General features: G+C 64.2%; 25 protein-coding genes. 18 read left to right on the top strand and 7 right to left on the bottom strand.

Translation table 11 applies throughout. The annotated features are described in order from the left end of the window. Window positions 1-116: 116 nt before the first annotated feature. From AC1RDJ_RS14080 to AC1RDJ_RS14030, 11 genes are all read left to right on the top strand, one after another. Window positions 117-3,338, top strand: coding sequence for a tetratricopeptide repeat protein (locus AC1RDJ_RS14080; RefSeq protein WP_493027759.1), 3,222 nt, complete (start codon window positions 117-119; stop codon window positions 3,336-3,338). Further along, window positions 3,335-4,450, top strand: a complete 1,116-nt coding sequence (vioA, locus tag AC1RDJ_RS14075; RefSeq protein WP_493027758.1) for a dTDP-4-amino-4,6-dideoxy-D-glucose aminotransferase VioA — start codon at window positions 3,335-3,337, stop codon at window positions 4,448-4,450. The genes AC1RDJ_RS14080 and vioA overlap by 4 nt, the downstream gene beginning before the upstream one ends. 40 nt (window positions 4,451-4,490) lie before the next feature. Continuing rightward, a complete protein-coding gene (locus AC1RDJ_RS14070) occupies window positions 4,491-5,507 on the top strand; it encodes a ketoacyl-ACP synthase III (RefSeq protein ID WP_493027757.1) in 1,017 nt (338 codons plus the stop codon). Between the two features lie 45 nt (window positions 5,508-5,552). After that, on the top strand, window positions 5,553-5,771 hold the full coding sequence (locus AC1RDJ_RS14065) for an acyl carrier protein (RefSeq protein WP_071324080.1): 219 nt from the start codon (window positions 5,553-5,555) through the stop codon (window positions 5,769-5,771). 2 nt (window positions 5,772-5,773) lie between these two features. Further along, window positions 5,774-6,829 (top strand): ketoacyl-ACP synthase III, encoded by a 1,056-nt coding sequence (locus tag AC1RDJ_RS14060; RefSeq protein ID WP_493027756.1) that lies wholly within the window; start codon window positions 5,774-5,776, stop codon window positions 6,827-6,829. A gap of 6 nt (window positions 6,830-6,835) precedes the next feature. Continuing rightward, a complete protein-coding gene (locus AC1RDJ_RS14055; protein ID WP_493027930.1) occupies window positions 6,836-7,591 on the top strand; it encodes an SDR family NAD(P)-dependent oxidoreductase in 756 nt (251 codons plus the stop codon). A gap of 8 nt (window positions 7,592-7,599) precedes the next feature. After that, window positions 7,600-8,232 carry a NeuD/PglB/VioB family sugar acetyltransferase gene (locus AC1RDJ_RS14050; RefSeq protein ID WP_071324083.1) on the top strand — a complete coding sequence of 211 codons (633 nt, stop codon included), beginning with the start codon at window positions 7,600-7,602 and terminating at the stop codon, window positions 8,230-8,232. Further along, on the top strand, window positions 8,229-9,248 hold the full coding sequence (locus tag AC1RDJ_RS14045) for an aromatic ring-hydroxylating oxygenase subunit alpha (RefSeq protein WP_071324084.1): 1,020 nt from the start codon (window positions 8,229-8,231) through the stop codon (window positions 9,246-9,248). Before AC1RDJ_RS14050 ends, AC1RDJ_RS14045 begins: the two co-directional genes overlap by 4 nt. A gap of 164 nt (window positions 9,249-9,412) precedes the next feature. Continuing rightward, on the top strand, window positions 9,413-10,264 hold the full coding sequence (locus tag AC1RDJ_RS14040) for a flagellin N-terminal helical domain-containing protein (protein WP_071324085.1): 852 nt from the start codon (window positions 9,413-9,415) through the stop codon (window positions 10,262-10,264). Window positions 10,265-10,457: 193 nt separating this feature from the next. Next, window positions 10,458-11,312, top strand: a complete 855-nt coding sequence (locus AC1RDJ_RS14035) for a flagellin N-terminal helical domain-containing protein (RefSeq protein WP_289887190.1) — start codon at window positions 10,458-10,460, stop codon at window positions 11,310-11,312. Between the two features lie 58 nt (window positions 11,313-11,370). Beyond that, on the top strand, window positions 11,371-12,474 hold the full coding sequence (locus tag AC1RDJ_RS14030; protein ID WP_493027755.1) for a hypothetical protein: 1,104 nt from the start codon (window positions 11,371-11,373) through the stop codon (window positions 12,472-12,474). A gap of 46 nt (window positions 12,475-12,520) precedes the next feature. Here AC1RDJ_RS14030 and AC1RDJ_RS14025 read toward each other — a convergent pair whose 3' ends face one another. From AC1RDJ_RS14025 to AC1RDJ_RS13995, 7 genes are read right to left on the bottom strand one after another with little or no spacing between them, the layout of a single operon-like run. Further along, entirely contained in the window at window positions 12,521-14,608 is a 2,088-nt protein-coding gene (locus tag AC1RDJ_RS14025; RefSeq protein WP_071324088.1) for a flagellar biosynthesis protein FlhA, read from the bottom strand. Further along, window positions 14,605-15,744, bottom strand: coding sequence for an EscU/YscU/HrcU family type III secretion system export apparatus switch protein (locus AC1RDJ_RS14020; protein ID WP_071324089.1), 1,140 nt, complete (start codon window positions 15,742-15,744; stop codon window positions 14,605-14,607). Before AC1RDJ_RS14020 ends, AC1RDJ_RS14025 begins: the two co-directional genes overlap by 4 nt. Further along, a complete protein-coding gene (locus tag AC1RDJ_RS14015) occupies window positions 15,734-16,534 on the bottom strand; it encodes a flagellar biosynthetic protein FliR (protein ID WP_071324090.1) in 801 nt (266 codons plus the stop codon). The genes AC1RDJ_RS14020 and AC1RDJ_RS14015 overlap by 11 nt, the downstream gene beginning before the upstream one ends. 12 nt (window positions 16,535-16,546) lie before the next feature. Continuing rightward, complete coding sequence (locus AC1RDJ_RS14010) at window positions 16,547-16,819, bottom strand: flagellar biosynthetic protein FliQ (protein WP_071324091.1); 273 nt, start codon at window positions 16,817-16,819, stop codon at window positions 16,547-16,549. Window positions 16,820-16,822: 3 nt separating this feature from the next. Continuing rightward, window positions 16,823-17,593 (bottom strand): flagellar type III secretion system pore protein FliP, encoded by a 771-nt coding sequence (fliP, locus tag AC1RDJ_RS14005; RefSeq protein ID WP_071324092.1) that lies wholly within the window; start codon window positions 17,591-17,593, stop codon window positions 16,823-16,825. Continuing rightward, window positions 17,590-17,955 (bottom strand): FliM/FliN family flagellar motor switch protein, encoded by a 366-nt coding sequence (locus AC1RDJ_RS14000; RefSeq protein ID WP_071324093.1) that lies wholly within the window; start codon window positions 17,953-17,955, stop codon window positions 17,590-17,592. Before AC1RDJ_RS14000 ends, fliP begins: the two co-directional genes overlap by 4 nt. A 1-nt stretch (window position 17,956) precedes the next feature. Next, complete coding sequence (locus AC1RDJ_RS13995) at window positions 17,957-18,832, bottom strand: FliM/FliN family flagellar motor switch protein (RefSeq protein ID WP_071324094.1); 876 nt, start codon at window positions 18,830-18,832, stop codon at window positions 17,957-17,959. Between the two features lie 554 nt (window positions 18,833-19,386). On the opposite strand from AC1RDJ_RS13995, the gene fliE reads away from it, so the two are divergent. The 7 genes from fliE (at window position 19,387) to fliD (ending at window position 26,473) form a co-directional block, all read left to right on the top strand. Continuing rightward, window positions 19,387-19,725, top strand: coding sequence for a flagellar hook-basal body complex protein FliE (fliE, locus tag AC1RDJ_RS13990; RefSeq protein ID WP_493027754.1), 339 nt, complete (start codon window positions 19,387-19,389; stop codon window positions 19,723-19,725). Between the two features lie 49 nt (window positions 19,726-19,774). After that, the gene (gene fliF, locus AC1RDJ_RS13985) at window positions 19,775-21,499 is read left to right on the top strand and encodes a flagellar basal-body MS-ring/collar protein FliF (RefSeq protein ID WP_493027753.1); all 1,725 of its coding nucleotides are present in this window, start codon (window positions 19,775-19,777) and stop codon (window positions 21,497-21,499) included. Beyond that, entirely contained in the window at window positions 21,477-22,517 is a 1,041-nt protein-coding gene (locus AC1RDJ_RS13980) for a flagellar motor switch protein FliG (protein ID WP_071324097.1), read from the top strand. Before fliF ends, AC1RDJ_RS13980 begins: the two co-directional genes overlap by 23 nt. Continuing rightward, window positions 22,514-23,203, top strand: a complete 690-nt coding sequence (gene fliH / locus AC1RDJ_RS13975) for a flagellar assembly protein FliH (protein ID WP_071324098.1) — start codon at window positions 22,514-22,516, stop codon at window positions 23,201-23,203. The genes AC1RDJ_RS13980 and fliH overlap by 4 nt, the downstream gene beginning before the upstream one ends. Continuing rightward, entirely contained in the window at window positions 23,200-24,510 is a 1,311-nt protein-coding gene (gene fliI / locus AC1RDJ_RS13970; protein ID WP_071324099.1) for a flagellar protein export ATPase FliI, read from the top strand. The genes fliH and fliI overlap by 4 nt, the downstream gene beginning before the upstream one ends. Window positions 24,511-24,518: 8 nt before the next feature. Then, window positions 24,519-24,956, top strand: a complete 438-nt coding sequence (locus AC1RDJ_RS13965) for a flagellar export protein FliJ (protein ID WP_071324100.1) — start codon at window positions 24,519-24,521, stop codon at window positions 24,954-24,956. An 89-nt stretch (window positions 24,957-25,045) separates the two neighbouring features. Beyond that, window positions 25,046-26,473 (top strand): flagellar filament capping protein FliD, encoded by a 1,428-nt coding sequence (gene fliD / locus AC1RDJ_RS13960; protein ID WP_071324101.1) that lies wholly within the window; start codon window positions 25,046-25,048, stop codon window positions 26,471-26,473. The last annotated feature ends 15 nt before the right edge of the window (window positions 26,474-26,488 follow it).

Below are 26,488 nucleotides of genomic sequence, written 5' to 3'. Positions count from 1 at the left end.
TGCCGGGAACAGCAGGAATTGCTCAATGATGCTCTAAAGCAAAATTCCGTAGGGAAATTTTCTATTCATCTCTGCCAGCAGTTACAATTGCCGCTGGTACATTTTCCCTCCCTCCCATGAACACTGACGCCACCTCCGCAACGCAACTCGACACCCAACTGGAGCTGGCACTGAGGGAGCACCAGGCTGGCCGCCTGGAGCAGGCGGAAGACCTGTATGTCGCCATCCTGCAGGCACAGCCCTACCATGCCATCGCCAACCACAACATGGGCCTGCTCGCCGGCCAGGTGGGGCAATTCCGGGCAGGACTGCCATTTCTGCGCAAGGCCCTGTCCGTCAATCCGGACGAGGGCCAGTTCTGGCTGTCGCTGGCCGACGGCTTGCTGAAGGCGGGCGAGCGCGACGAAGCGCTCGACATCATCGACACGGCCATCGGACGCGGTCTCGACAACGAACAGTCGCAAGCGCTGCGCGCGCGCATCGCCGAGGCAATCGCCGCCGCGCCAACGGCTGCGCAATGCCAGCAGCTCATCGACCTGTACCAGGCCGGCCGCTACGCGGACCTCGAACAGGGCGCCCACGCGCTGATCGCCCGCTACCCGACCTCCGATTTTGCCTGGAGCGTGCTCGGCACCGCCCTGCAGGTGCAAGGCAAGGATGCGCTCGACGCGCTGCAAACGACGACACTGCTGACGCCGTATGACGCCGAAGCCCATTGCAACCTGGCCAACGCCTGGCAGGCGCGCGGCGACTATGCGCAAGCCGTGCAGGCGTATCAGCAAGCACTGCAGTTCAATCCCGCGTTTGCCGAGGCGCACAGCAATCTCGGCGGCGCCCTGCAAGCGCTCGGTGCGCTGGACGAGGCGGAGCAAGCCTACCTGCAGGCGATCGCCCTGCGCCCCGACTATGGCATGGCGCACTTTAACCTGGGCAACACGCGCAAGGCGCGCGGCGACCTCGACGGCGCCGTCAGCGCCTACCAGGCGGCCCTGGCCAGCATGCCCGCCGACGCCGAAGTGTTCAGCAACCTGGGCAATGCCCTGCAGGGACTCGAACGCAACGAGGAGGCGGCGGACAGCTATCGCCGCGCGCTGGAACTCGATCCCCGGCTGGTCATGGCGCACAGCAACCTGGGCGCCGCCCTGCTCAATCTGGCCCGGTTCGACCAGGCCGAAGCAAGCTACCGCGCGGCACTGGCGCTGGCGCCGCGCGATGCCGGCCTGTGGAATGGCCTGGGCAACAGCCTGCAGTCGCAGCAGCGACTCGACGAGGCGGCCGACGCCTACCGCCAGGCCTTGGCCGTCCAGCCCGGCTATCCGCAAGCCCAGTCCAACCTGGGCAGCGTACTGGTGAGCCTGGCCGAGTTCGACGCGGCCATCGCCTGCTACCGCCAGGCCCTGCTCCTGCAACCGGACAGCGCCGATGCGCACACCCAGCTTGGCCTGGGCCTGCAAGCCATCGGCGCAGCCGATGAACTGGACGAAGCGCTGGCCATGCACCAGCGCGCAGTGCAACTGGCACCCGAGAAACAGCAGGCATACACCTGCCTGGGACATTGCCTCAAGCAGATGCGCCGCTTCGAGGAAGCGCAAGGTGCCTACCGACAAGCGCTGGCTTTTTCGCCCGATGTCGCCAACCGGCATAACGACCTGGCCATCGCCTTGCAGGATGCCGGCGATTATCCCGAAGCCATCCGCATGTATCAGCACGCGCTGACACTGGACCCGCAGTCGACTTTGATCCATTGCAACCTGAGCGTGGCGCTGGAAGACAGTGGCCAGCCGGAGCAGGCGCTGGCCTACCTGCAGCGCGCGCGCGACTTCGCGCCCGATTCCAGCCGCGTGCACTTTATAATGGGCAACTGCCTGCGCTCCCTGAAACGCTACGACGAAGCGCTGGCCAGCTATGGCCGCTCGCTGGAAGTGCAGAAGGATTTCATCGGCTCGCACCTGAACATCTGTGCCACCTACAGTGAAATGGGACGTACCGACGATGCCGTCCAGGCATGTCGCTCGGCACTGGCCAAGTATCCGGAATACGATGATATCTACAGCAACATGCTGTTTGGCCTGTCGCATGTGCATTGCGACGACCCGGCCACGCTGGTGGCCGAGCATTTCGGTTTCGGCGAGCGCTATGAAACGTCCCTGCGCGCCGCATGGCAGCCGCATGCGAACGACCGCGATCCGCAGCGCCAGCTGAAGATCGGTCTGGTCTCTGGCGATTTCTGTAACCATGCGGTGGCGCATTTCATCACGCCCCTGCTCGAGGAACTGGCCACGATGCCGCAGTTTGCGTTGTATGCGTACTACAACAACAGCCGCGTCGACAGCGTGACCATGCGCATCGCGCAGCTGCTGCCGAACTGGCTGCCCGTCACCCACCTGAGCCAGGACGCGCTGGCCAAACGCATCCGCGCCGACGGCATCGACATCCTGATCGACCTGTCCGGGCACACGGCGAAAAACTGCCTGCTGGCCTTTGCCCGCAAGCCGGCGCCCATCCAGATGAGCTGGATAGGCTACCCGCTGACGACGGGCCTGCAAGCGATGGATTACTACCTGAGCGACCGTTTTTTCTCGCCGCCCGAGGAATTCGCCAGCCATTTCACGGAAAAACTGATCTTCCTGCCGACCATCGCGCCCTTCCTGCCATCCGAACATGCGGACGGCATCCTGCCGGCGCCCGTGCTGACGAATAAATACCTGACCTTCGGCAGTTTCAACCGTCCCAACAAGCTGAATCGCCCGACCATCGCGCGCTGGGCCAAGGTCTTGCGCGCCATCCCGGATGCGAAAATGCTGCTGGCGGCCATGCCCGAGGCAGGGCCGCATCCCGTGCTCACGGCCTGGTTCGCCGAGGAAGGCATCAGTGCCGACCGGCTGATCTTCGAGCCGCGCGCCAACATGGCCAACTTCCTGTCCATGCATCACCGCGTCGACATCTGCCTCGACACGGCACCATATGGCGGCGGCACCACCACCTTCCATGGCTTGTGGATGGGCGTGCCCACCCTCACCGTTGCCGGACCAACAGTACCCAGCCGCGCCGGCACGTCCATCCTGCGCCACGTGCAGCTGGAAGAATTCATCGCCCGCGACGACGAGGAATTCGTCAGCAAGGCCCTGCATATGGCGGCCAATCCCATGCTGCTGGGCGCCTACCGCTTCAGCACGCGGCACCGCCTGGTGCAAACGGCGCTGGGCCAGCCGCGCCTGATTGCCGAAGGCGTGGCCAACAGCCTGCGCCTGGCCTGGCAGCGCTGGTGCGACCACTTGCCACCGGTCAGTTTCGATGCCCCGCTCGACAGCCAGCTGCCCGGGGAGATCGCGGCATGAGCGGCAACAAACCCATCTACGTGACGCAGCCCCTGCTGCCGGACTTGCAGGATTTCCTGCCTTACCTGGAATCGATCTGGGAAAACAAGATACTCACGAACGGCGGCCCCTTCCACCAGCAGCTGGAACAGGCGCTGTGCGAGTATCTGGGCGTCAGGCATATCTGCCTGTTTACCAACGGCACGCTGGCACTGATGACGGCCCTGCAAGCCTTGCGCATCAAGGGCGAAGTCATCACGACGCCGTATTCCTTCGTCGCCACGGCCCATTCGCTGCTGTGGAATGACATCAAGCCCGTCTTTGCCGACATCGACGCGCGCACGCTGAACCTCGATCCGGCGCGCATCGAGGCGGCCATCACGCCGCACACGACGGCCATCATGCCCGTGCACTGCTATGGCCAGCCCTGCGATGTCGAGGCGATCCAGAAGATTGCCGACAATTATGATCTCAAAGTCATCTATGACGCCGCCCATGCCTTCGGCGTGCGCCACCGCGGCACCAGCGTGCTGAACTATGGCGACCTGTCCGTGCTCAGCTTCCACGCGACGAAGATCTTCAACACCTTCGAAGGCGGCGCCATCATCTGCCCCGACGCCAAGAGCAAGCAGCGCATCGACCACCTGAAGAATTTCGGCTTCGTCGATGAAGTGACGGTCGTTGCCGCCGGCATCAACGGCAAGATGAGCGAAATCAATGCCGCCTTCGGCCTGCTGCAACTGAAGGGCATCGACCAGGCGCGCCAGCAACGCCAGCTCATCGACGCCCATTACCGGCAGCGCCTGGCCGGGGTGGCCGGCATCACCTGCCTGGAACAAATGGATGCCGAAGCGGCCAACCATGCGTATTTTCCCATCCTCGTCGGCCCCGACTATCCGCTGGCGCGCGACGCCCTGTTCCAGCTGCTGCGCGAACGCGAAATCTATGCGCGGCGCTATTTCTACCCGCTCATCAGCGATTTCCCCATGTACCGGGGCATGCCGTCCGCCGCGCACGCCAACCTGCCGGTGGCGCGCCTGGCCGCATCCCAGGTGATCTGCCTGCCGATCTACCCGGCGCTCGAGCTGGCGACCGTGGACGCCATCACCGCCGTGATCGCCAGGACCGCCTGAGCGCCGCGCCCTCCCCATCGACCCAGACAACGGCCACCGCATGTCCCACTACGCCCAACTTACCGCCGTCGCCTACCACCTGCCGCAGGCCATCCTGACGAATGCCGCGCTGGAACAGGAATTCAGCGACTGGCCGGCGCAAAAGATCCTCGACAAGACGGGCATCGCGCAACGCCATATCGCCGCGCCGGACGAAACGGCCAGCGACCTGGCCTATCATGCCGCGGAAAAACTGTTTGCCACGCATGACATCGCGCGCGCCGACATCGATTTCCTCATCCTGTGCACGCAGGCGCCCGACTACCTGTTGCCCAGCAGCGCCTGCGTGCTGCAGCAGCGCCTCGGCTTGCCAACCTCGTGCGGCGCGCTCGACATCAACCTGGGCTGCTCCGGCTACGTGTATGCGCTGGCGATGGCCAAGGGCCTCGTCGAGAGCGGCATCCGCAAGAAGGTGCTGCTGCTGACGGCCGACACCTATTCGAAGTACATCAATGCGCGCGACCGCAGCGTGCGCACCCTGTTCGGCGACGCCTCCGCCGCCAGCGTGATCGCCGGCGGCGCGCCAGAACAGGCGCTGGGACCGTTCGTGCTGGGCACGGACGGCAGCGGCGCCAACAACCTGATCGTGCCGGCCGGCGGCATGCGCACGGCGCGCAGCGCGGCGACGGCCAGCGAAACGGAAGATGCCTCGGGCAACTGGCGCAGCCAGGACGACCTGTTCATGGATGGCGCGCAGATCGTCCAGTTCACCTTGGGCGCCGTGCCGCGTACAATGCAGGAATTGCTGACCGCCGCCGGCAAGACCCTGGACGACATCGATCACGTGATCTTCCACCAGGCAAACAAGTTCATGCTCGACGCCCTGCGCCGCAAGATCCGCATCCCGGAAGACAAGTTTGTGATTGAAATCGATACCGTCGGCAATACCGTCTCGTCGACCATTCCCATCGCCATCGCCCGCGCCCGCGCCTCGGGCCGCATCCGGCCGGGCGACACGGCCCTGCTGCTGGGCTTTGGCGTGGGCTATTCCTGGGCCGGCACGCTGGCGCGCCTGTAGGCGCCCCGTCCGCCCCAGTACTGAACACCTCTGAAAGGAAACATGATGCAAGAATTTTTCAACGGCATGGCCGACATCCTGGAAATCGACGCCGACAAGGTCGTGCCCGAGCTGAAACTGGGCGACTACGCCTGGGATTCGCTGGCCATCATTTCCACCATCGCCCTCGTCGACGACCTGTTCGACCAGATGCTCGAAGGCCAGGCCCTGGCCAAGTGCGAGACCATGGCCGACGTGCTGGCATTGATCGCCGTCAAGGTCTGACCATGTCCAGCCAGCGCCTGGAATCGGGACTGCCCTTCAGCAGCGCGCACCTGGCCATGCGCGGCGTCGTCTGCGCGCTGCCGCGCACGCAAATCCACAATGCGGACCTGGCCGCGCGCTTCGGCGCCGAGGCGGTCGCCGATGTGAGCAAGATGATCGGCGTGCAATCGCGCCGCCGCGCCGCCGACGGACAGACGACGGCCGACCTGTGCCAGGCGGCCGCGCAAACCCTGCTCGACGACCTGGGCTGGGAGCGCGACAGCATCGACGCCCTGATCTTCATCTCGCAAACCCCCGATTACGTGCTGCCGGCCACGGCCTGCGCCCTGCATGGCCGGCTGGGCCTGCACAAGGCCTGCGCCGCCTTCGACATCAACCTGGGCTGCTCGGCCTACGCGTATGGACTGTGGCTGGCGGCCAAGATGCTCGATGGACAAGCCATCTGCCGCATCCTGCTGCTGGTGGGCGACACCATCAGCAAGACCGTCGACGAGACGGACCGCGCCACCGCCCTGCTGTTCGGCGACGCCGGCACGGCCACGGCGCTGGAATTCGATGCCGCCGCGGCGCCCGCCCACTTCATCGTCGGCAGCGACGGCGGCGGCGAACGCCACCTGATGATGGCCGCCAGCGCCTGCCGTCCGTATGCCGGCGACGATGCGCGCCTGGCGCAGCGCGATCCCGCCAAGCTGTACATGGATGGCGGCGAAATCTTCAATTTCACGCTGAAGAGCATTCCGCCGCTGGTGGCGGACCTGCTGCGCCTGGCCGGCCGCACGAGCGACCAGGTCGATGCCTTCCTGTTCCACCAGGCAAATACCTTCATGCTCAAGCACATCATCAAGAAAGCCAAGCTGCCGCCCGAGCGCGCACCGATCAATATGGACCGCTACGGCAATACGTCGAGCGCCTCGATTCCCCTGCTGATCGCCGACAGCCTGGGCGCCGCCGCGCAGGGCCAGACCATCGCCATGTTCGGCTTTGGCGTCGGCTATTCCTGGTCGGCAGCTGTGCTGGGCCTGCAATCGCTGACCGTCAACCGCCTTATCGAAGTCTGAACCATGATCTTTCAACCCGACATGCTGGCTGGCCAGCGCATCCTCGTCACCGGCGCCTCGTCCGGCATCGGCCGCGAAACGGCCCAGCTGCTGGCGCGCTGCGGCGCGCAATTGCTGATCAGCGGACGCGACCCCGAACGCCTTGAACAGACCCTGCAGTCGTTGCAAGGCGACGGCCACCGCGCCGCAGTCCTCGAACTCGATGGCGGCGACCACATCGTCGACTTCCTCAAGCAAGCCACGCAGGACGCCCCCCTGTCCGGCATCTTCCATGCGGCCGGAGTGGAACTCTTGCGCCCGGTCAAACTGTCCAAGGCCCAGCAGTTTGACGAGGTGTTCGCCTCCAGCGTGAAATCGGCGCTGGCGCTGGCGCGCGGCGCGGCCCTGCGTGGCGTGCTCAACGATGGCGCCGCCCTGCTCTTCATGTCGTCCGTGGCGGCCCAGAGCGGCCAGTCCGGCATGAGCGTGTATTCGGCGGCCAAGGCAGCCATCGATGGCCTGGTGCGCGCGCTGGCCGTGGAACTGGCGCCGCGCGGCATGCGCGTCAACAGCATCGCCGCCGGCGCCGTCGAGACGGAAATGCATGCGCGCCTGAGCCGCGGCTTGCCGGACGAGGCCATGCAGGCCTACGTGCAGCGCCATCCGCTCGGCTTCGGCCGCAGCAGCGATATCGCGCAGACGGCGGCCTTTTTGCTGTCGCCGGCCGCGCGCTGGGTCAGCGGCGCCACCTGGGCCGTCGACGGCGGCTACCTGGCCCGCTAGGAGAACCCATGCAAACCATCCTCATCGTCGGCGCCGGCCGCTTCGCGCGAGAAATGCTGTGCTGGCTGGAAGACAGCCTCGATCCCGCCACGGCCCGCATCGGCGGCCTGCTCGACGACACCCTGGCGCCCGCAGCGCAGCTCGATGCCGACTACCCGTATCCGGTACTGGGCAGTATCGTCGACTACCAGCCGGCGCCCGGCGAGACGCTGCTGCTGGCCATCGGCGCGCCGAAGGCCAAGCTGGACATCGCGCTGGCGCTGGCGGCGCGCGGCGCGCGCTTCCATACGCTGATCCATCCGAGCGCCATCATCGCGCGCACGGCGCGCATCGGCCAGGGCGCCGTCATCTGCCCGTTCGCCCTCGTTTCGGCGGGCAGCGAACTGGGCGACTACGTCACCATCAACAGCTACGCCAGCGTCGGCCATGACGCCGTGCTGGAACAGGGCTGCACGCTCAGCTCCCACGTCGACATCACGGGCGGTGTGCGCCTGGGCCAGGCCGTCATGGTCGGCTCGGGCGCGTCGATCCTGCCACGCGTGGCCGTCGGCGCCGGCGCCACGGTCGGCGCCGGCGCCGTCGTCATGCGCCGCGTGGCCGAAGGCGCCACCGTGTACGCTCCACCCGCAAAGACTTTATGACTTCCACTTCCCAGGCGCGGCAGCTGCGCGACCACTTCTGGCACCTGCTGTGCCACCGCAGCGAATTGCCCGACAGCGGCGACTACCTGAAGCTCGACTGGCTGGGCGAGGAAGTGGTCGTGTATAACGACCAGGGCGAGCTGATCGCCTTCGACAACCTGTGTCCGCACCGCGGCACGCGCTTTTTCACGGAAAAACGCGGCAATGCGCCGCTGGCCTGTCCCTACCACGGCTGGGCCTACCGGGCCGGCGCCATGCATATTCCCTGCCGCGAGCGCTATGCGCCGGCCGAACTCGAGCACGCCCGGCTGCAGGTGCTGCAGCTGGACTGGTGCGCCGACTTCCTGTTTGCCGCGCCGCAGCCGCGCATGTCGCTCGCGGCGCAGCTGGGCGACACGCAGGCCACCCTGGAAAATATCTCCTTCAACATCGCCGGCCTGGGCGACTTCAACGCCTATGACTATGAGTGCGACTGGCGCATCGCGCTGGAAAACGCGCTCGAACCGCTGCACGTGCCCTTCGTGCACCCGGAATCGCTGGCACAGTTGCAACTGGACGATGGCGACAACCGGTTCACGGACTGGACCTCGACATGGGAAGCGGGCCTGGGCAACGCCGGCATGGCGAGGAAACTGCGCTCCATCAAGCGCCTGTTCCAGCTCGACAGCCAGTTCGAGGGCTACCAGAGCCTGTACCTGTTCCCGTTCACCATGCTGTCGTCGACGTTTTCGTACTCCTATTCGCTGCAGCATTTCTTCCCCTCGGCCCAGCCGCAGCGCACGCATTTCTCGAGCCGCCTGCTGAAGGCCGTCACCAGCCCCGCCGCTGCCGCCTCGCTGCAGGGCTTTTTCGACTCGAGCGCGCAGATGAACCGCCAGGTATTCGAGGAAGACCACGCCATCTGCCGGCGCATCGCCGTGCAGGCGGCCGACAGCGCGCGCTTCAAGATCCTGTCCAGCGACGAGGCCAAGATCGCGCATTTCCGTGCCTGCCTCGCGGCGGCGGGGCAGCCGTGACGGGGCTGGCGGCCCGTCCGCGAGCCGATGTGAAACTTTTTTAAAAGAATTTAAAAAAATTTCCACAAAGCATTTAATAAGCTTATGCGGATGGTCGTCTTGTACTTGGGAGAGCACAAAGAACCGTTGCTCCGGACTGAACCCACCAAACCAGGAGTTACACCATGCTGAGCCTTCACACTAACAACGCTGCACTGTCCGCACAAAATTCGATCACCCGTACCCAAAGCCAACTGTCGACCTCGATGACGCGCCTGAGCACCGGCTTCCGCATCAACTCGGCAATGGATGACGCAGCAGGCCTGCAAATCGCAACCCGCCTGAAAGCACAAACCAGCGGCATGACCGTTGCAATGTCGAACACCCAAAACAGCACCTCGATGCTGCAAACGGCCGAAGGCGCGTTTGACGAAGTCACCAACATGCTGATCCGCATGAAGGATCTGGCAACCCAGGCAGCCGATGCTTCGTCGGGCGCCAAAGACAAAACCGCAATGCAATCGGAATACGATGCACTGGGCCTGGAACTGTCGAACGTGATGAAAAACACCACCTTCGGCGGCAACAAGCTGCTGGTAGGCGGCACCCTGGCATCGTCGATGACGTTCCAGATCGGCGCGAGCTCGACCGAAACGATGGCATTTGACGTTTCCGCCAAAATGACCAGCCTGACGGCATCGCTGACGTCGGCTACCGCCAACTACGCTGCAGCTTCGACCGGTACCGAACTGACCAGCACCGCCAACGCCACCATCGCTCTGCTGGAAACGGCAATCGGCGACGTCGGCACCGTTCGCTCGGCACTGGGTGCTGCTGCCAACCGTCTGGACCACGTCAACACCAACTTGTCCAACATCGCCACCAACACCAAAGCCGCTACCGGCCGCATCATGGACGTCGACTTCGCTACCGAAAGCTCGAACATGACGTCGTCGCAAATGCTGCTGCAAGCTGGCACCGCAATGTTGAAACAAAGCAACAGCATGTCCTCGATGGTCATGTCCCTGCTGCAATAATATGTCCCTGCCTGGCCGTTCGCGGCCAGTCGCTGAAAACCAGGCCGCGGCCTGGTTTTTTTTCGTCCCGCCCCCGCCCCGCCTTTGCATGCAAAGGAAACTATTTCCTGGCAATCTTTAACGATGTGGCCCGCGCGGTCGCCTGTCTGATAGGTAAGCCCATCCAACAGCCGTCATCCACAGGAATTGCCGAGTGCTGAGCCTCCATACGAATATCGCCGCACTAGCCGCACAAAATGCCGCCGCACGCGCGCAATCGCGACTGTCGACGTCGATGACGCGCCTCTCCACCGGCTTTCGCATCAATTCGGCCATGGATGACGCGGCTGGCCTGCAAATCGCCACGCGGCTGCGGGCGCAGGCGAGCGGCATGGCCGTCGCCATGCGCAACACGCAAAACAGCACCTCGATGCTGCAGACGGCCGAAGGCGCGTTCGACGAAGTGACCACCATGCTGATCCGCATGAAGGACTTGGCGACCCAGGCCGCCGATGCTTCCTCGGGCGCCAAGGACAAGGTCGCCATGCAGGCCGAATACGACGCCCTGGGCCTGGAACTGGCCAACGTGATGAAAAACACTAGTTTCGGCGGCAACAAGCTGCTGGCCGGCGGCACGCTGGCATCGTCCATGACGTTCCAGATCGGCGCCAGTGCGAGCGAAACGATGGCGTTCGACGTCTCGGGCAAGATGGCCGGCGTGCTCGCCTCGCTCGGCGCGGCCAGCGCCAACTTCGGCGCCCCCGCCACCGGCACGGAACTGACGGGCAGCGCGAATGCCACCATCGCCCTGCTGGAAACGGCCATCGACGACGTCGGCGGCGTGCGTTCGGCCCTGGGCGCGGCCGGCAACCGCCTCGACCACGTGCATAACAATCTGTCGAACATGGTCACCAACACCAAGGCGGCCATCGGCCGTATCATGGATGTCGACTATGCGGCGGAAAGCGCGAACATGACATCGGCGCAGATGCTGCTGCAGGCCAGCACGGCCATGCTCAAGCAAAGCCAGAGCATGCAGAAATTGATACTCTCCCTGTTGCAGCCATGATGGCTGACGCGGCCCGCGCGGCCGGCCTTTTTATGGAACCCGACCTGGAAGCAGTGGCATGGCGATAGACCGCATTTCATCAGGCAACCCTGTCCCCCTGATTACCCAGCGCTTCGACGTCAGTCCCGCCACGCCGATGGTGCCGGGCGTGGTCCAGCCGCTGGTGCCCGTCGGCCCCTACATGGCGCCGGTGCCCGATGCCGGCACCCTGCCCGCCCAGCTGCAGCAAAAGGCCCAGGACAGCCTGGCGTCCCTGATCAAGCCGAATGCCGATGGCGCCGGCGCCACGCCGCGCGACAGCAGCGCCATGCAGGTCAACCAGCTGTTCTTTACGCGCCAGCTCGTGTGGCAGCCGCCCGATGCGGCGCAGCTGGCCGCTTCCTGGCGCGTGATGGTCAAGACATATGGCGAGCAATACGCGGCCCTGCAGGAACAGGCGCGCGGCCAGCATGTGCCGGGCAATCTGTTCATGGCCGAACAGCAGCCGGCCCTGCTGCGCGAAGGACCGCGTCCGCCCCTGAGCATCGACAGCGAAGCGTGGCGCTTTGCCGTCTACGGCTGGGGCGGGCAACGCTTGCTGCTGCGCGTGCTGGCCAGCGACGACGATGAAGACGCGGCACCGCCACGGCGCGGCGGCAAGGTGGCCCTGCGCGTGGAACTGATCATCCTCGGCATCGGCCGGGTCGTGATCCAGATGGAGCCGGCCGGCGACGGCGTGCTGCTGGAACTGGCCGCCGATGAAGAGGCCGCCCTGCGCCATCTGCGCCTGGCCCTGCCCGACATCGCCGACGCCGTGCGGCGCGCCGGCCTGCGCGTGCTGCGCTGCCGCCTGAACCGTCAATTGCATGCGCAGCGCGTGCATGGCAACTATCCGATGCAGGCGGCGGCCGCCTCGCTGTCGCTGCCCCTGTTCCGCGCCATGGCCGAAGTGGCGCTGCTGCTGACACGGCCGGAAACGGAAGCGGCCGCCGAACCCGACGCCGCCGCGCCGGCCGCCCACGCGGAAGCGGAGGAAGAAGTCTTTGTTTCGAAGGAAGTGGCGGCGCCGCTCGATTACGATTACGGCGACGAGGAAGAGGACGCGGCGCCAGGCGGCACCGTGCTGCTGCTGGCCGACGGCCAGGAGCACGAGCTGCTGCCGCCGATCGACGAGCAGGATTGAGGCAATACCCATAAAAAAACGGCGCCCTTAGCGCCGTTTTTTTTGCCTAGCCCACCGTGCCGATGATGCTCACTTCGCGGTTTTCCGGGATTTCGTTATACGACAGCACGTGCAGGCCCGGCGCGAACAGGCGCGCATAGCGGGCCAGCAGCGGACGGATCTGCGGCAGCACCAGCAGCAGCGGCGGCGTCGCCTGCTGCTTCATCTGTTCGCGCGCCACCGGCATGTTCACTTGCAGCTGGGACAGCAAATGCGGGTCGATCGGATAATTGTCCAAAGTGACCTTGCCCGACTGGCGCGCCTGGTTCAGCGAACCGAGCAGCATGTTTTCCAGCTCGCCGCCCAGGTTGAATGCCTGCATTTCCATCTTCTGGCCGAACAGGCTGCTGACGATCTGGCGCCGCAGCGCGCAACGCACTTCGGCCGCCAGCAGGATCGGATCCTTGGTCGTTTCCGAACTGTCGAGCAAGGTGGTGGCGATGGGCACGATATCCTTCAGTGACACGTTTTCAGCCAGCAAGACGCGGAATACGCGCAGCAGCTGCGTGTGCGTGAGCGCCTTGTCCAGCGCGCCGGCCAGCTTCGGCGACAGCGCCGTCAGGCGCTCCATCATGGCCGACACGTCTTCGTGGCGGAACAGTTCAGGCAGGTACTCGCGCACCATCTTCGACAAGTGCGTGGCGATCACGCTGGGCGCCTCGATGACCTGGTAGCCGAGGCCCAGCGCATGCGCCTTCTCGCTCGGCTCGATCCACGTCACGGGCATGCCGTAGGCGGGCTCGATGCCGGGAATGCCGTCGAGCTGGCCATACACGTTCGGCGACGGGATCGCCATCAGGCGGTCGGCCTGCACTTCCGCCTGCGCCACCACGGTGCCCGACAGCACGATCGCGTACTGCGACGGCTTCAGGGCCAGGTCGTCGCGCACGCCGATGTTCGGCAGCAGCAAGCCCATGGCCTCGGACAGGCTCTGGCGCACGCCCTTGACGCGCTTGTTCAGCGGTTCGCCCTGCGTTTTATCCACCATGCCGACCAGCTTATAGCCGAGCATCACCATCAATGGCTGCACGGCAGGCAGTTGCTGCCACTCCAGCTCGGCCGGACGCTCGTCGCGCAAGGCCGCCTCGATGGCCGCCATGCCGGCCGCGTCGGGCCCCTTCACGCGCTTGGTCAAGCGCCAGGCGACAAAGGCCAGCACGGCGGCGAAGGTCATGAACATGAACCACGGCATGCCCGGAATCAGGGCCAGCGCCACCATCATGCCGGCCGCGCTGAAGATCACCGTCGGCGACGTCAGCACCTGGCCCGCCACCTGCTGTTCGAAGTCGCCCGAATCGCTGATGCGGGTGACGAGGATGGCGGCGGCGGCCGACAGCAGCAGCGCCGGGATCTGCGCCACCAGGCCATCGCCAATGGTCAGCAGCGCGTACTGGCGGAAAGCGTCGCCGAACGACAGGTCGTGCATCAGCGAGCCGATGGCCACGCCGCCGACCATGTTGATGATCAGGATCAGGATACTGGCGACGGCGTCGCCGCGCACGAACTTCGAGGCACCGTCCATGGCGCCGTAGAAATCCGCTTCAGCAGCCACGTCCTTGCGGCGGATCTGGGCTTTTTCCTGGTTGATCAGGCCGGCGTTCAGGTCGGCGTCGATGGCCATCTGCTTGCCCGGCAAGGCATCCAGGGTAAAACGCGCCGACACCTCCGAGATGCGCTCGGCGCCCTTGGTGACGACGGCGAAGTTGATGATCATCAAGATCACGAACACCACGATACCGACGACGAAGTTGCCGCCGATGACGACGTTACCGAAGGCCTCGATCACCTTGCCGGCCGCGTCCGCGCCCGTATGGCCATGCAGCAGCACCACGCGCGTGGATGCCACGTTCAGCGTCAGCCTGAGCATGGTGGTGGCCAGGATCACCGTCGGGAAGACGGAGAAATCGAGCGGCCGCTTGGCCGAGACGCTGACCAGGATGATGATCAGTGCCAGCACGATATTGAAGGTGAACAGGATATCGAGCAGCACCGGCGGCAGCGGCAAGATGATCATCGCCAGGATCACCAGCAGGAACAGCGGCGTGGCGAACTTGTGGCGGCGCATTTCGGCAACCACGCGGTTCAGGAAATTCATGAAGGTACTACCTCGCTCAAATGAGATGGCACGACCACCTCGGTGGGAAATGGGGGCTGGGCGGCGCGCTGCCCAGAACGGAATGCTTTCAGCTGCAGGATATAGTTGAGCACCTGCGACACGGCCTGGTACAGCTGCACGGGGATCTGCTGCTGCACCTGGCTGGTGTTGTAGATGGCGCGCGCCAGCGGCGGCAACTCCAGCGTCTCGATATGGTGTTCCTTCGCCACTTGGCGGATGTACAGCGCCATCTCGTCGACACCCTTGGCGACGACGAACGGCGCCTCGGCGCGGTCCTGGTCATACTTGAGTGCCACGGCGTAATGCTCGGGGTTGACGATCACCACATCGGCGTCGGGCACGGTCTTGCGCACGCTGCGCCGGCCGATCTGCTGCTGCAGCTGGCGGATGCGCTGGCGCACTTCGGGCCGCCCTTCGCTGCTCTTGTGCTCTTCCTTGACGTCCTGCTTGCTCATGCGCTGGTTGCGGGCAAAGAAGAACGCCTGCGCCGGCACGTCGATGATGGCGAACAGGACGAAGACGGAAATGAGCGCCATCAAGCCGTCGAGCATCAGCGACGAGCCATCCAGCATGGCTTGCTGCAGGGGCCGGTGCTGCAAATCCACGTATTGCGCCAGGCTCGAGCGGCTCACGTGCACCAGCACCATGCACAGCACCACCGCCTTGGCGATGGAGATGACAAACTCGAACGCATGCTTGGGCGCGAACAGGCGGCCCAGGTTCTTGGCCGGGCTCAGGCGCTCCATCTTCGGCATCCAGTTCTTCGTGCTGATGACCCAGCCGCCGGGCACCATAGAGCCGAGCACGACAAACAGGGGCACGCAGAACAGCGGTATGACCATCTTGATCAGCAAACCCACCGAGGTGGTAAACGCCATCGACATGGCATTCTCGAGCGCGCCCTTGCTGTCGAGCGGCATGAAGGCCATGGCGAACAGTTCGCGGAAACTTTCCAGGTAGCCCGGCAGCAGGAAAATAAACACCTTCATGCTGATCAGGATGCCGAGCGCCGTCGACAGGTCGCGCGACCGCACCACCTGCCCTTCCTGGCGCGACTTCTTCAGCTTTTGCTGTGAGGCCTTTTCTGTCTTGTCGCCGGTGCTGTTATCCGCCATGGGCCACCCGCATCTGTTCCTGGATCATGTCCAGGACCCGGTTGGTCATGGCGATATAGTGCTCGGGCACGTAGCGCACGATCTGCGCCAGCATCAGCAGGCCGAACACGGTAATCATGGAAAACCCCAGCGAAAACAGGTTCAGCGACGGCGCCACGCGGTTCAGGAAGCCAAAGCCCAGCTGTACCACCATGGTGGAAAACACGATCGGCAAGGCCAGCAGCATGGCGGCGGCAAAGATCCACGCCACGTTGTAGGCCACCGCCTGCAGCAGCATGGGGCCGTAGCCCTGCCCCACGGGCCAGGCCGTGAAGCTGGCGCCGATCACGCCCGTCAGCACCAGGTGGCCGTCGATGGCGAAAAACACGATCATGCACATGATGGTGAGCAAGCCGGTGATGACGTCCGACGACGTGCCGTTCAGCGGGTCATTCATGACGGCCATGGAAAAGCCCACCTGGCTCGACACCAGGTAGCCGAGCACCGACATCACCGACATGGCGAAGTGAAACGCCAGGCCCAGGATGAAGCCGATGACGGCCTGCTCCAGCGTGGCGACGAGGGCGTGCAGGGAAAACGGATCGATCTTCAGCAAGTCCTGCGAGGCGCCCGAGGCTTGCATCACGGGCAGCATCAGGATCGCCAGCACCAGCGACAGCAGCACCCGCACGGGCACGGGCACCATGGCGTCGCCGATCACGGGCGACGCGCTGAGCATGGCCAGGATGCGGCAGAACGGCCACCACACGGCCAGCATGAACGGCAGCACCTGATTGAAAATCTGATCCATGGGCGCGCGGCGCTATCCGACCAGGGTGGCCGCGCGCTGAAAAATGGAAACGCAATAATCCATCAGGTAACCCGACATCCAGCGCCCGGCAAGGATCAGGGCCAGCAAGGTGACCAGCAGGCGCGGCAGGAAGCTCAGCGTCTGCTCGTTGATCTGCGTGGCGGCCTGTACCAGCGCCACCACCAGGCCCGTCAGCAGACCGGGCACGACCAGTATCACCACCAGCAGCATGACGATGTGCAGCGCTTCGATGACGAGGTCGACGGCGACTTCAGGGGTAAACATGCTTCAATAGCCCTGTATGCTGGTGACTAGGGTGTTGACGGTCAGGGTCCAGCCATCGACCAGCACGAACAGCAGCAGCTTGAACGGAAGGGAAATGACGAGCGGAGACAGCATCATCATGCCCATCGCCATCAGCACGGACGCCACCACCAGGTCGATGATGAGGAACGGTATGAACAGCATGCAGCCGATCTGGAACGCCGTCTTGAGTTCGGACAAGACAAACGCGGCCAGCTTGACCGTGAAACTGTGGTCTTGCGGGCGCATCGTCGACGGTTCGCCCGCCAGGTGGGCGATCTGCGCCAGCGCCGCCTTGCTCGTCTGCGCCAGCATGAAGCGCGAAATCGGCACTTCGGCGATCTTCAGCGCTTCCTGCATGCCGATCTGGTCGCGGTCGTAAGGCACGAACGCCTCCTTCCACACCTGGTCGCCGATGGGGCGCATGACCAGCAGGGTCAGGATCAGGGCGATGCCGGTGACGATACGGTTCGGCAAGCCCTGCTGCAGGCCCAGGGCCTGGCGCAGCAGGGACAGCACGATGACGAAGCGGGTAAAGCTGGTCATCATCATGACCATCACGGGCAGCAGCCCGAGCAGGGTCATGACGACGAGGATCTGCATCTTGACCGACAGGTCGGTCTTCGCGCCCGGCACGATGCCGGACAATAAATCCTGCGCGCCGGCGGCGCTGCAGCACAACATCAGGACGGGAACGGCCAGCGCAGCAGCCAGCGTGCCGCGGCGCCGGCTCAAACCGGGTACCGCCAGCTTCATGCTGTCATCATGTCGAGATTGAGGCCGTCGAGGTCGATGACTTTCAGGCCATAGTTCTCGCCGGCCACCACCACTTCGGCGCGGCCGATCGGCGTGCCGTTGACCTTGATCACCAGCGGTTCGCCGGCCAGCATGTCGAGTTCGATCACGCTTTCCGGGCCGATGGCCATCAGCTCCTCGAGCGAGATGCGGGCCGAGCCCACTTCCAGGGTCAGGGTGACGGGAATCTTGCGCATCATTTGCGGAATGTCGCGCCGCGCGCGGGTGCTGGCCACGTCGGAGACGTCGCCCTGGTCGATGATCATATCGTCGCCCAGGTCTTCCAGCAGGGTTTCGCTCTGGTTGGTATCGGTCATATTCATATTATTCGACATCTTCAAATGAGGTTAAACAGAGCTTGCCCTTGTGTTCGGAAACGGCTGCCGTAAACAGACGGGAATCGTCGAGCATCACATCGGTGCGGCTCAGGCTGACGGGGATCACGTCGCCCACGCGCAAGTCGAACAAGGCGCCCAGCTGCACTTGCTTGCTGACCAGGCGGCCTTCCAGCGTCACCTGCAGGCGCGAAGCCAGCGGACGCACGCTGCGCAGCGCCTTCTTCGCCTGCGCGCGCTCCGGCAGCAGGCCGCGCAGCACGTCGGCCATCAGGCGCTTGTCCAGCGAGAACCAGAAGGTACCGCTCTGCCCCGCCTCGACATCGCTGAGCGAGACGGTGACGATCCAGCTGCCGCGCGGCGGATGCACGCCCGACTGCACGGCCACCTCGGCGCTGGCGTCGATGCTGCTGCTCTTGCCCAAGGTGTGCAAATTCTTGTGGATGCGGGCGAACAGGCTGGTAACCAACTGTTGTCCGAGCACCACAGCCAAACGCTCTTCCGTGGCCGTCACGCGCACCTGCGCCGGATCGGGCAAGGCGCCCTTGGCGCCGGCACTACCATAGCGATAGTTCAGGACACTGAGCAATATCTGGCGTTCGAGGGTGAAGCCGGTCTGGCCCGCAGGCGTGGAAAAACTCAGCCAGCGATTCACGCTGTCCTCGTTTTCGACGCGCGACAAGGCGACGGCGTCGATCTGGAAATTACCCCAGTAGCGGCGGTTCATGGGCTGGCGCAGGGCCACGGCCAGGTCGTCGCGCAGCTGGGCGCCGAACACATGCAGCAAATGGACAGGACGTCCAAGCAGACAGGAATCCAGGACTTGATGGCGCACAGTTTGATCTGTCTTGGTAATGGTTGTCATGTAGTGGTCATGTCGGTATTGCGGTGGCAGAACAAATTATACGGATCGCCCGAAATTAAATACAGCATCATCTTGCCTATGTGAACGGCGGCGCAAGCAAACGATTGCGCATCGTATCGCATGCTGGATGACTACGGTGCTGAACAATACATGAAAATCATAAATATTGCCATGTATCAATATTCCTTGAGCCAATCCACTCTTTACTTTATAGTTGCCGCGAGGTAAGCTTATAGCGACATAATTTAGATTTGCAGTGCGCCATTCCGCTTACCTGATTCCGGTTTTTATGGCAGTTTCCAGCCCCTCTGATTGCCACCTGTAGAAACTTTTATCAGCTAGACATTCGTTGTCATGGCCTTGCAAATAGTGTGCGTTCGTCAGCGTGGGTTTGCTTGATACTGCTCGCAGCGGATGGTGTGGCAACTGATAAAACTGATGGGTCCAGGGGCATCGGACCAGGCAAAAAAGGCACCGTGGTGCCGCTTGCGCCGGAATGGCAACACCAGTATTTCTGATTGATACGTCACCGCATATTGAAAGTAGAGGGCAAGATGAGCAATGAACTCGCAGGTCTGATCAAGGCCGATCTGGCAGCACTGAGCAACGACGCGCGCGCCCTGGGCGCCAGCATCATGCCCGCCGCCCAATTCGGCGCAGGGGAAACATCGGGCTTCTCCTTCGCGCAAAGCATGAAAGACGCCGTCGGCAAGATCAACAGCGACGACCGCATGGCCGCGCAAAAAATGAGCGACGTCGACAGCGGCAAGAGCGACGACCTGGTCGGCGCCATGCTGGCCAGCCAAGAAGCGAGCCTGTCCTTTTCCATGTTGATGCAAGTGCGCAACAAGGTCATGGGCGCCGTCGACGAACTGATCAAACTGCCTTTGTAAGCTCCACGCCCCAGCCTCCCAGCGAAAGTTACCCCAAGTGATTACCACCATGAAGTCCGCATTTGCGCGCTGGCGCCTTGGCGCCCAGCCCGCCATCCCGCCTGCCCTGCTGAAAAACCTGGTTCCCATCGTCGTGCTGGCCATCGGCATCACCGCCATGGTGACCATGTATTTCTGGCGCGACCAGGCCAACTACAAACCGGTCTTCGGCGCACGCGAAAAAGTGGCCGTGACGGACATGATGGCAACGCTGGACGCCGAACACATCCCTTACCGCCTGCATCCGGACAGCGGCCAGGTGCTGGTGCCGGACGCCATGCTGGGCAAGGTGCGCATGCTGCTGGCCTCGAAAGGCGTGACGGCGCAGCTGCCGGCCGGCCTGGAGCTGATGGACAAGAACGACCCGCTGGGCGTATCGCAATTCGTGCAGGACGTGCGCTTCCGCCGCGGCCTGGAAGGCGAGCTGGCGCAAAGCATCATGACCATGGACGCGATCGCTTCGGCGCGCGTCCATTTGTCGATTGCGAAATCGACTTCTTTCGTCGCCAGCGACGGCGACAAATCGTCCGCCTCGGTAGTCGTGGCCCTGAAGCCGGGCCGCACCCTGGCGCCGGAACAGATCGCCGCCGTCATCAACATGGTGGCCGGCAGCGTCGCCAGCCTGGCACCCACGCGCGTCAGCCTCGTCGACCAGGGCGGCAACCTGCTGTCCTCGCACATCGACCTGACGGACGGCTTCGACGCCTCGGCCGCCGGCAACGAAGGCGCGAAACGTTTCCAGGATGACATCCGCCGCAACGTCACGGGCCTGCTCGGCCCCGTCATCGGCGAAGACAACTTCAAGCTCAGCGTGACGGCCGCCGTGAACAACGACCGCGTCGATGAAACGCTGGAAAAATACGGCGAAGCCCCGAAAGTGACCAGCGAAGCGATGCGCGAAGAACAGGAGCGCAACCGCACCGTGGCCGGCATTCCCGGCAGCCTGTCGAACCGTCCGCCGGCAGCCGCCGTTCCGGCCCCGGCCGATGCCGCCGGCGCCGCCCCGGCCGATGGCGCACCGAAGCCGTCCGACGATGGCACGGCACGCAAGAACGCCACCACGCGCCAGTACGCCTACGACCGCAGCATCACGCAGATCAAGCGCAGCCGTGGCCGCCTGGAAAAACTCAGCGTCGCCGTCGTCCTCAACAGCGCCGCCGCACCGAATCCAAAAACCGGCTGGACCCCTGCCGAACTGGGCAATATTGAAAAAATGCTCACCAGCGGCCTCGGCATCAACGCCCAGCGCGGCGACAGCCTGAGCCTGACGGCCTTGACCTTCCCCGCCAAGCCGCCCGTGGCGCAGTGGTGGGAAGAGCGCGACACGGTCGTCGACTTCAGCAGCTGGCTGCTGTACGCGCTCGGCGCCGTACTCGGCTACTTCCTGATCCTGCGCCCCCTGCTGCGCCTGCTGACTTCGCGCCTGGCACCGCCAGCGCTGAAACAGATCGATCCAGCCCTGGCCCTGGGTGGCAGCGCCGCCGGCGCCAGCGGCGTGACCGTTGCCGGCGCGCCAGCACTGGGCGTCAACGGCTTGCCGGCGCTGGAAGGCGAAACGGGCGCCGGCAGCATGCCGGTGGTGCCGCTGCTGGAAAACTATGACTTGCCGCCACCTGGCTCGGCAGTCGACGTGATGGTCGACCACCTGAAAGTGCTGGCTGAAAAAGAACCCGAGCGTGTCGCCGAAGTCGTCAAACAATGGATGCAGAAAAATGGCCGAACTCAACAACAATAATTCCCCTGACGCCAACGAGTACGAAAGCGTCAGCCTGAATCCCGTGGAACAGGCAGCCATCGTGCTGCTGAGCATAGGCGAAGAACAGGCGGCCAACGTGCTGCGCTGCCTGTCGCGCGAAGAATTGCTGGAAGTCACGCAAGTGATGTCGCGCATGAGCGGCATCAAGGTCGAGGCCGTGAAAACGGCCATGCAGACCTTCTTCGACGACTACCGCCAGCAAAGCGGCGTGCACGGCGCCTCGCGCAGCTACCTGAAGCGTTCGCTCGACATGGCGCTGGGCAACGATATCGCCAATAGCGTGCTCAACAACATTTACGGCGATGCCATCCGTCCCAAGATGGCGCGCCTGCAGTGGGCCTCGCCGAAATGGCTGGCCGAATACATCGTCAACGAACACGTACAGATGCAAGCCGTCTTCCTGGCCTTTTTGCCGCCCGCGCTGGCCGGACAGATCCTCGACGCCCTGCCCGTCGAAGGCCGCGACCTGGTGCTGCTGAACCTGGCCCGCCTGGACGAGATCGACCGCGACCTGCTGGTCGAGCTCGACGAACTGGTGGGCCGCTGCCTGGGCACGCTCGACACGCAAAGCACCAGCGTGGAAGGCATCCGCCAGGCGGCCGAGATCCTCAACCGCATGCCGGGCAACCGCGCCGCGCTGGTCGAACTGCTGCGCGCGCACGACCCGGACGTCGTGTCGGAAATCGAACTGAGCATGTACGACTTCCTGATCCTGGCCACGCAGAGCGACGTCACGCTCACGCGCATCCTGGAAGACGTGCCGATGGAACAGTGGGCCATCGCCCTCAAGGGCGCGGAACCATCGATCCGCGACGCCGTGCTGAAAACCATGCCGCGCCGCCAGGCACAGAGCTTCGAAGACATGATGCGCCGTTCCGGCCCCGTGCCGTTGAGCCGTATCGAACAGACGCGCCAGGAAATCATGGCCACCGTCAAGGGCCTCGCCGATGCGGGCGAGATTGAAGTGCAACTGTTTGCCGAAGCGGTGATTGAATGAAGCACTTTCGCTCGTATCGTTTCCCGCCGCTGTCGCAGTTCATCGCCGCCGGCCAGCGCAGCGCCAACGAGGATACGGATGGCCAGTGGCAGGCGTCCGTCTCGGAAGGCTTCGAACAGGGCCAGCGCGACGGCTATGAAGTGGGCCTGGTGCAAGGCCAGCAGGATGGCTACGACACCGGACGCAACGATGGCATGGCGCAGGGCCGCGAAGAGGGCCGCAATGAAACGCTGGTGGCGCTGGACCGCCTGGCGCGCCCCGTCGACGCCATTTTGCGCGACCTGAAAAAGGTGCGCGCCGACTACCGCGCCGCGCAGCGCAAGGAAGTGGTCGACCTGGTGGCCAAGGTGGCGCGCCAGGTGATCCGCGCCGAACTGGCGCTGCAGCCCGTGCAACTGCTGGCCCTGGTCGATGAAACGCTGGCGTCGATGCCGCCCACGCGCGAGGAAATCGACGTCTTCCTCAACCCGGAAGAATTGAAACGCATCAGCGAACTCGATCCGAAGCGCGCCAAGCGCTGGAACCTGATCGCCGACGCCCGCCTCGACGCCGGCGAATGCCGCATCAAGGCTGGCGACAATGAAGTCGATGCCGGCTGCCATCAGCGCCTGTCGGCCTGCATGGAACAGGTCAGCAGCCACCTGGCGCTGGCCGCCGAACACGCGGACCAGGGCGCGCCTGCATGATCGCCGACACGCTGCGCAGCTTCGAGATCGGCGACATCCCGGTCGCGACCCCGACCGGCCGCCTGGTCGGCGCTTCCGGCCTGCTGCTGGAAAGTGCCGGCTGCCGCCTGCACACGGGCCAGCGTTGTCAAATTGAAACTGTGAATGGCGAGTGGCTCGATGCGCAAGTGGTCGGCTTCCGCGAAAAACTGTCCTACCTGATGCCGTTCAAGAAGGCCACGGGCCTGACCACGGGCGCGCGCGTGCTGCCCCTGCCCGACAAGGCCAGCCTGCAGATCGGCCCCTCGTGGCTGGGCCGCATGGTCAATGGCCTGGGCGAGCCGATCGACGACCTGGGCCGCCTCGGTGGCGAACACATCCTGGAAGTGACGCCGCCGAAGGTCAATCCCCTGAAGAAACAACCGGTGGTCGAACCGCTGGACGTGGGCGTGCGCGCCATCAACAGCATGCTGACCCTGGGCAAGGGCCAGCGCGTGGGCCTGATGGCCGGTTCCGGCGTCGGCAAGAGCGTGCTGCTGGGCCTGATCACGCGCCAGACGGTGGCCGATGTCGTCGTCGTCGGCCTGATCGGCGAACGGGGCCGCGAAGTGCGCGAGTTCGTTGAAAAGTCGCTCGGTGCCGAAGGCTTGAAGAAAGCCGTGCTGGTGATCGCGCCGGCCGACGAATCGCCATTGATGCGCATCATGGCCACCGAGCTGTGCCATTCCATCGCTGCCCACTACCGCGACCAGGGCAAGCACGTGCTGCTGCTGGTCGATTCGCTGACGCGCTATGCGATGGCCTTGCGCGAAGTGGCGCTGGCCCTGGGCGAACCGCCGGCCACGCGCGGCTATCCGCCATCCGTGTTTTCGAACTTGCCGCAACTGGTCGAGAGCGCCGGCAACGGCGCCCATCCGGAAGGCAGCATGAGCGCCATCTACACGGTGCTGGCCGAAGGCGACGACCAGCAGGATCCCGTCGTCGACACGGCGCGCGCGATTCTCGACGGCCATATCGTGCTCACGCGCGAACTGGCCGAACGGGGCCACTACCCCGCCATCGACATCGCCGCCTCGATCAGCCGCTGCATGGCGCAGGTGATCACGCCCGGCCACATGCAGGCGGCGCGCGCGCTGAAGGCATCGATGGCGCGCCATGCGCGCGTGCGCGACCTGATTCCGCTGGGCGCCTACGTGCCCGGAGCCGACCCCATCACCGACCGCGCCGTGCAACTGCACGCGCCGATCGAGGCATTCCTGTGCCAGGGCACCAAGGAAGAGGCACCGATGGCGCCCTGCATCGAACAACTTGAACAAATCATGGCCTAGGAGCATTTGTGAGCGACTCGCATACCATCCGCAACCTGACCACGCTGGTCGGCCTGCGCAGCACCGAGGTGGAACGCCTGCAGGGCGAAATGGCGGCGCAGACGGCCGTGCGCGAACGCTACCAGAAGAACCTGGAGCGCCTGACGGGCCTGTACACGGATAGCGGCCCCAGCGGCGCCCTGCCCCTGGCCCTGTCCGTCAACTGCGGCAACTTCAAGCAGGCGGTCATGCAGATGGCCGACCAGCACCGTACCGACCTGCACTTGCATGAGGCCAACATGGCCGTGTCGCAGCGCGCGCTGAACACGGCCTGGGCCAAGCGCGAGGTGCTGGACCAGGTGCTGACGCAGAAACAGAAGCATGTTGCAAATGAGCAACAAAGAGTCGATGCCAAGCGCCAGGACGAACTGGCGACGCAATTCTGGTTCCGCGGGCAGGTAAAATGAAGCTTGTGTAAGTTTCTTTCAGGAAAACTTCACAAAACGGGAATGGGGGTCGCCTTGTACCGGTATATCCCTTTATTCAGGAGTCTGGCATGGCAAACGTAATTACTGCACCGCAATACGATCCGATCGTCACCGCAAAAAACCTGGCGACCAAGGCAGTCGCGGCGCAGCAGGACAAGTTGACTAAGCAGACCGCGCTGGCGAACAACACGGCCACGGCGCTGAACAACCTGAAGCTGGCCATGAGCGCCTTCCAGAGCTCGATGACGACCATGAGCAGCAGCACCAAGTCGCTGCTGAGCCAGTCCGCCACCTTCAGCAATACCGCATATGGCAGCGGCACGGCCGACGCCACCGCCGTCGCCGGCAGCTATTCCTTCTTCGTGCAGCAGCTGGCCACGGCCAGCCAGACCTCGTACGGCGGCCTGACCAGCAGCCCCGCCGCCGGCAGCGGCACGCTGGCCGTGCGGATCGGCGACCCGCTGGCCCCCGTCACCGCGGACAACAGCTTTGACATCGACCTGAGCGCCGCCGACAAGGATGCCGACGGCAACCTGACGCCGCAGGAAATCGCCGCCGCCATCAATGGCAACAGCAAGAACAATTCGCGCGTGACGGCGTCCATCGTCACCATCGGCAACCAGGCGCAGCTGGTATTGACGTCTAACCTGACGGGCAAGGAAAACGCCGTCACGCTGGATGCCTCGAGCGTGACGAATACGGCGCTGACCAAGGCGCTGGTGACCGATGCGGCCACCAACATCAAGGAAGTCGTCAAGGCGCAGGACGCCATCGTCTGGCTGGGCGCGAAAGACACGGGCACGCAAATCACCCAGGCATCGAACACCTTCACCAACGTGACGGGCGTGAAGATGACGTTCAGCAAAGCCATGAACACGGGCGACGCGCCGGTGACGGTCACGGTGGCCACCGACAGCGGCGGCACGGCAACCAATGTGCAAGCGTTCGTCGACGCCTACAACAAGCTGAAAAGCGTGCTCGACGGCCTGGCCAGCTCCGGCGATCCGGACAAGAACGTGGCGGCCGGCATCTTCGCCCACGATTCGGGCTTGAACGCGCTGCGCAGCAACATGAACAATCTGCTGCGCCAGAGCATCGGCGGCGTTTCGCTGGTGTCGTATGGCGTGACCGCCAACCGCGACGGCACGCTGAGCCTGAATACGGCCAAGCTGACGGCCAAGCTGGCATCGAACCCTGGCGACCTGGACAAGTTGTTTGGCAACAACAGCCTGTCGGCCCCATCGGGCGTGTTCGGCGGCCTGGACAAGGCGCTGAGCCAATGGAGCAACATCACCAAGGGCCAGCTGGTGCAGCGTCTCGACGCCAATACCAGCCTGCAGAAATCGCTGACCAAGAGCACCGATTTGCTGACGGCCCAGTACAACACGGCCTACAAGCGTTTCCTCGATCAATTTACGCGCCTGCAAGTGATGCAGGAGCAAATGTACAAGACGGTCGACATGTTCGACGCCATGTTCGGCAACGACAAATCCTAAGGCGAGCGTGCCTGC

It is taken from the genome of Janthinobacterium sp. GW822-FHT07H10 (assembly GCF_058798675.1).
Note: the sequence above shows the minus strand (reverse complement) of the source record. Positions and strands in the feature narration are given on the sequence as shown.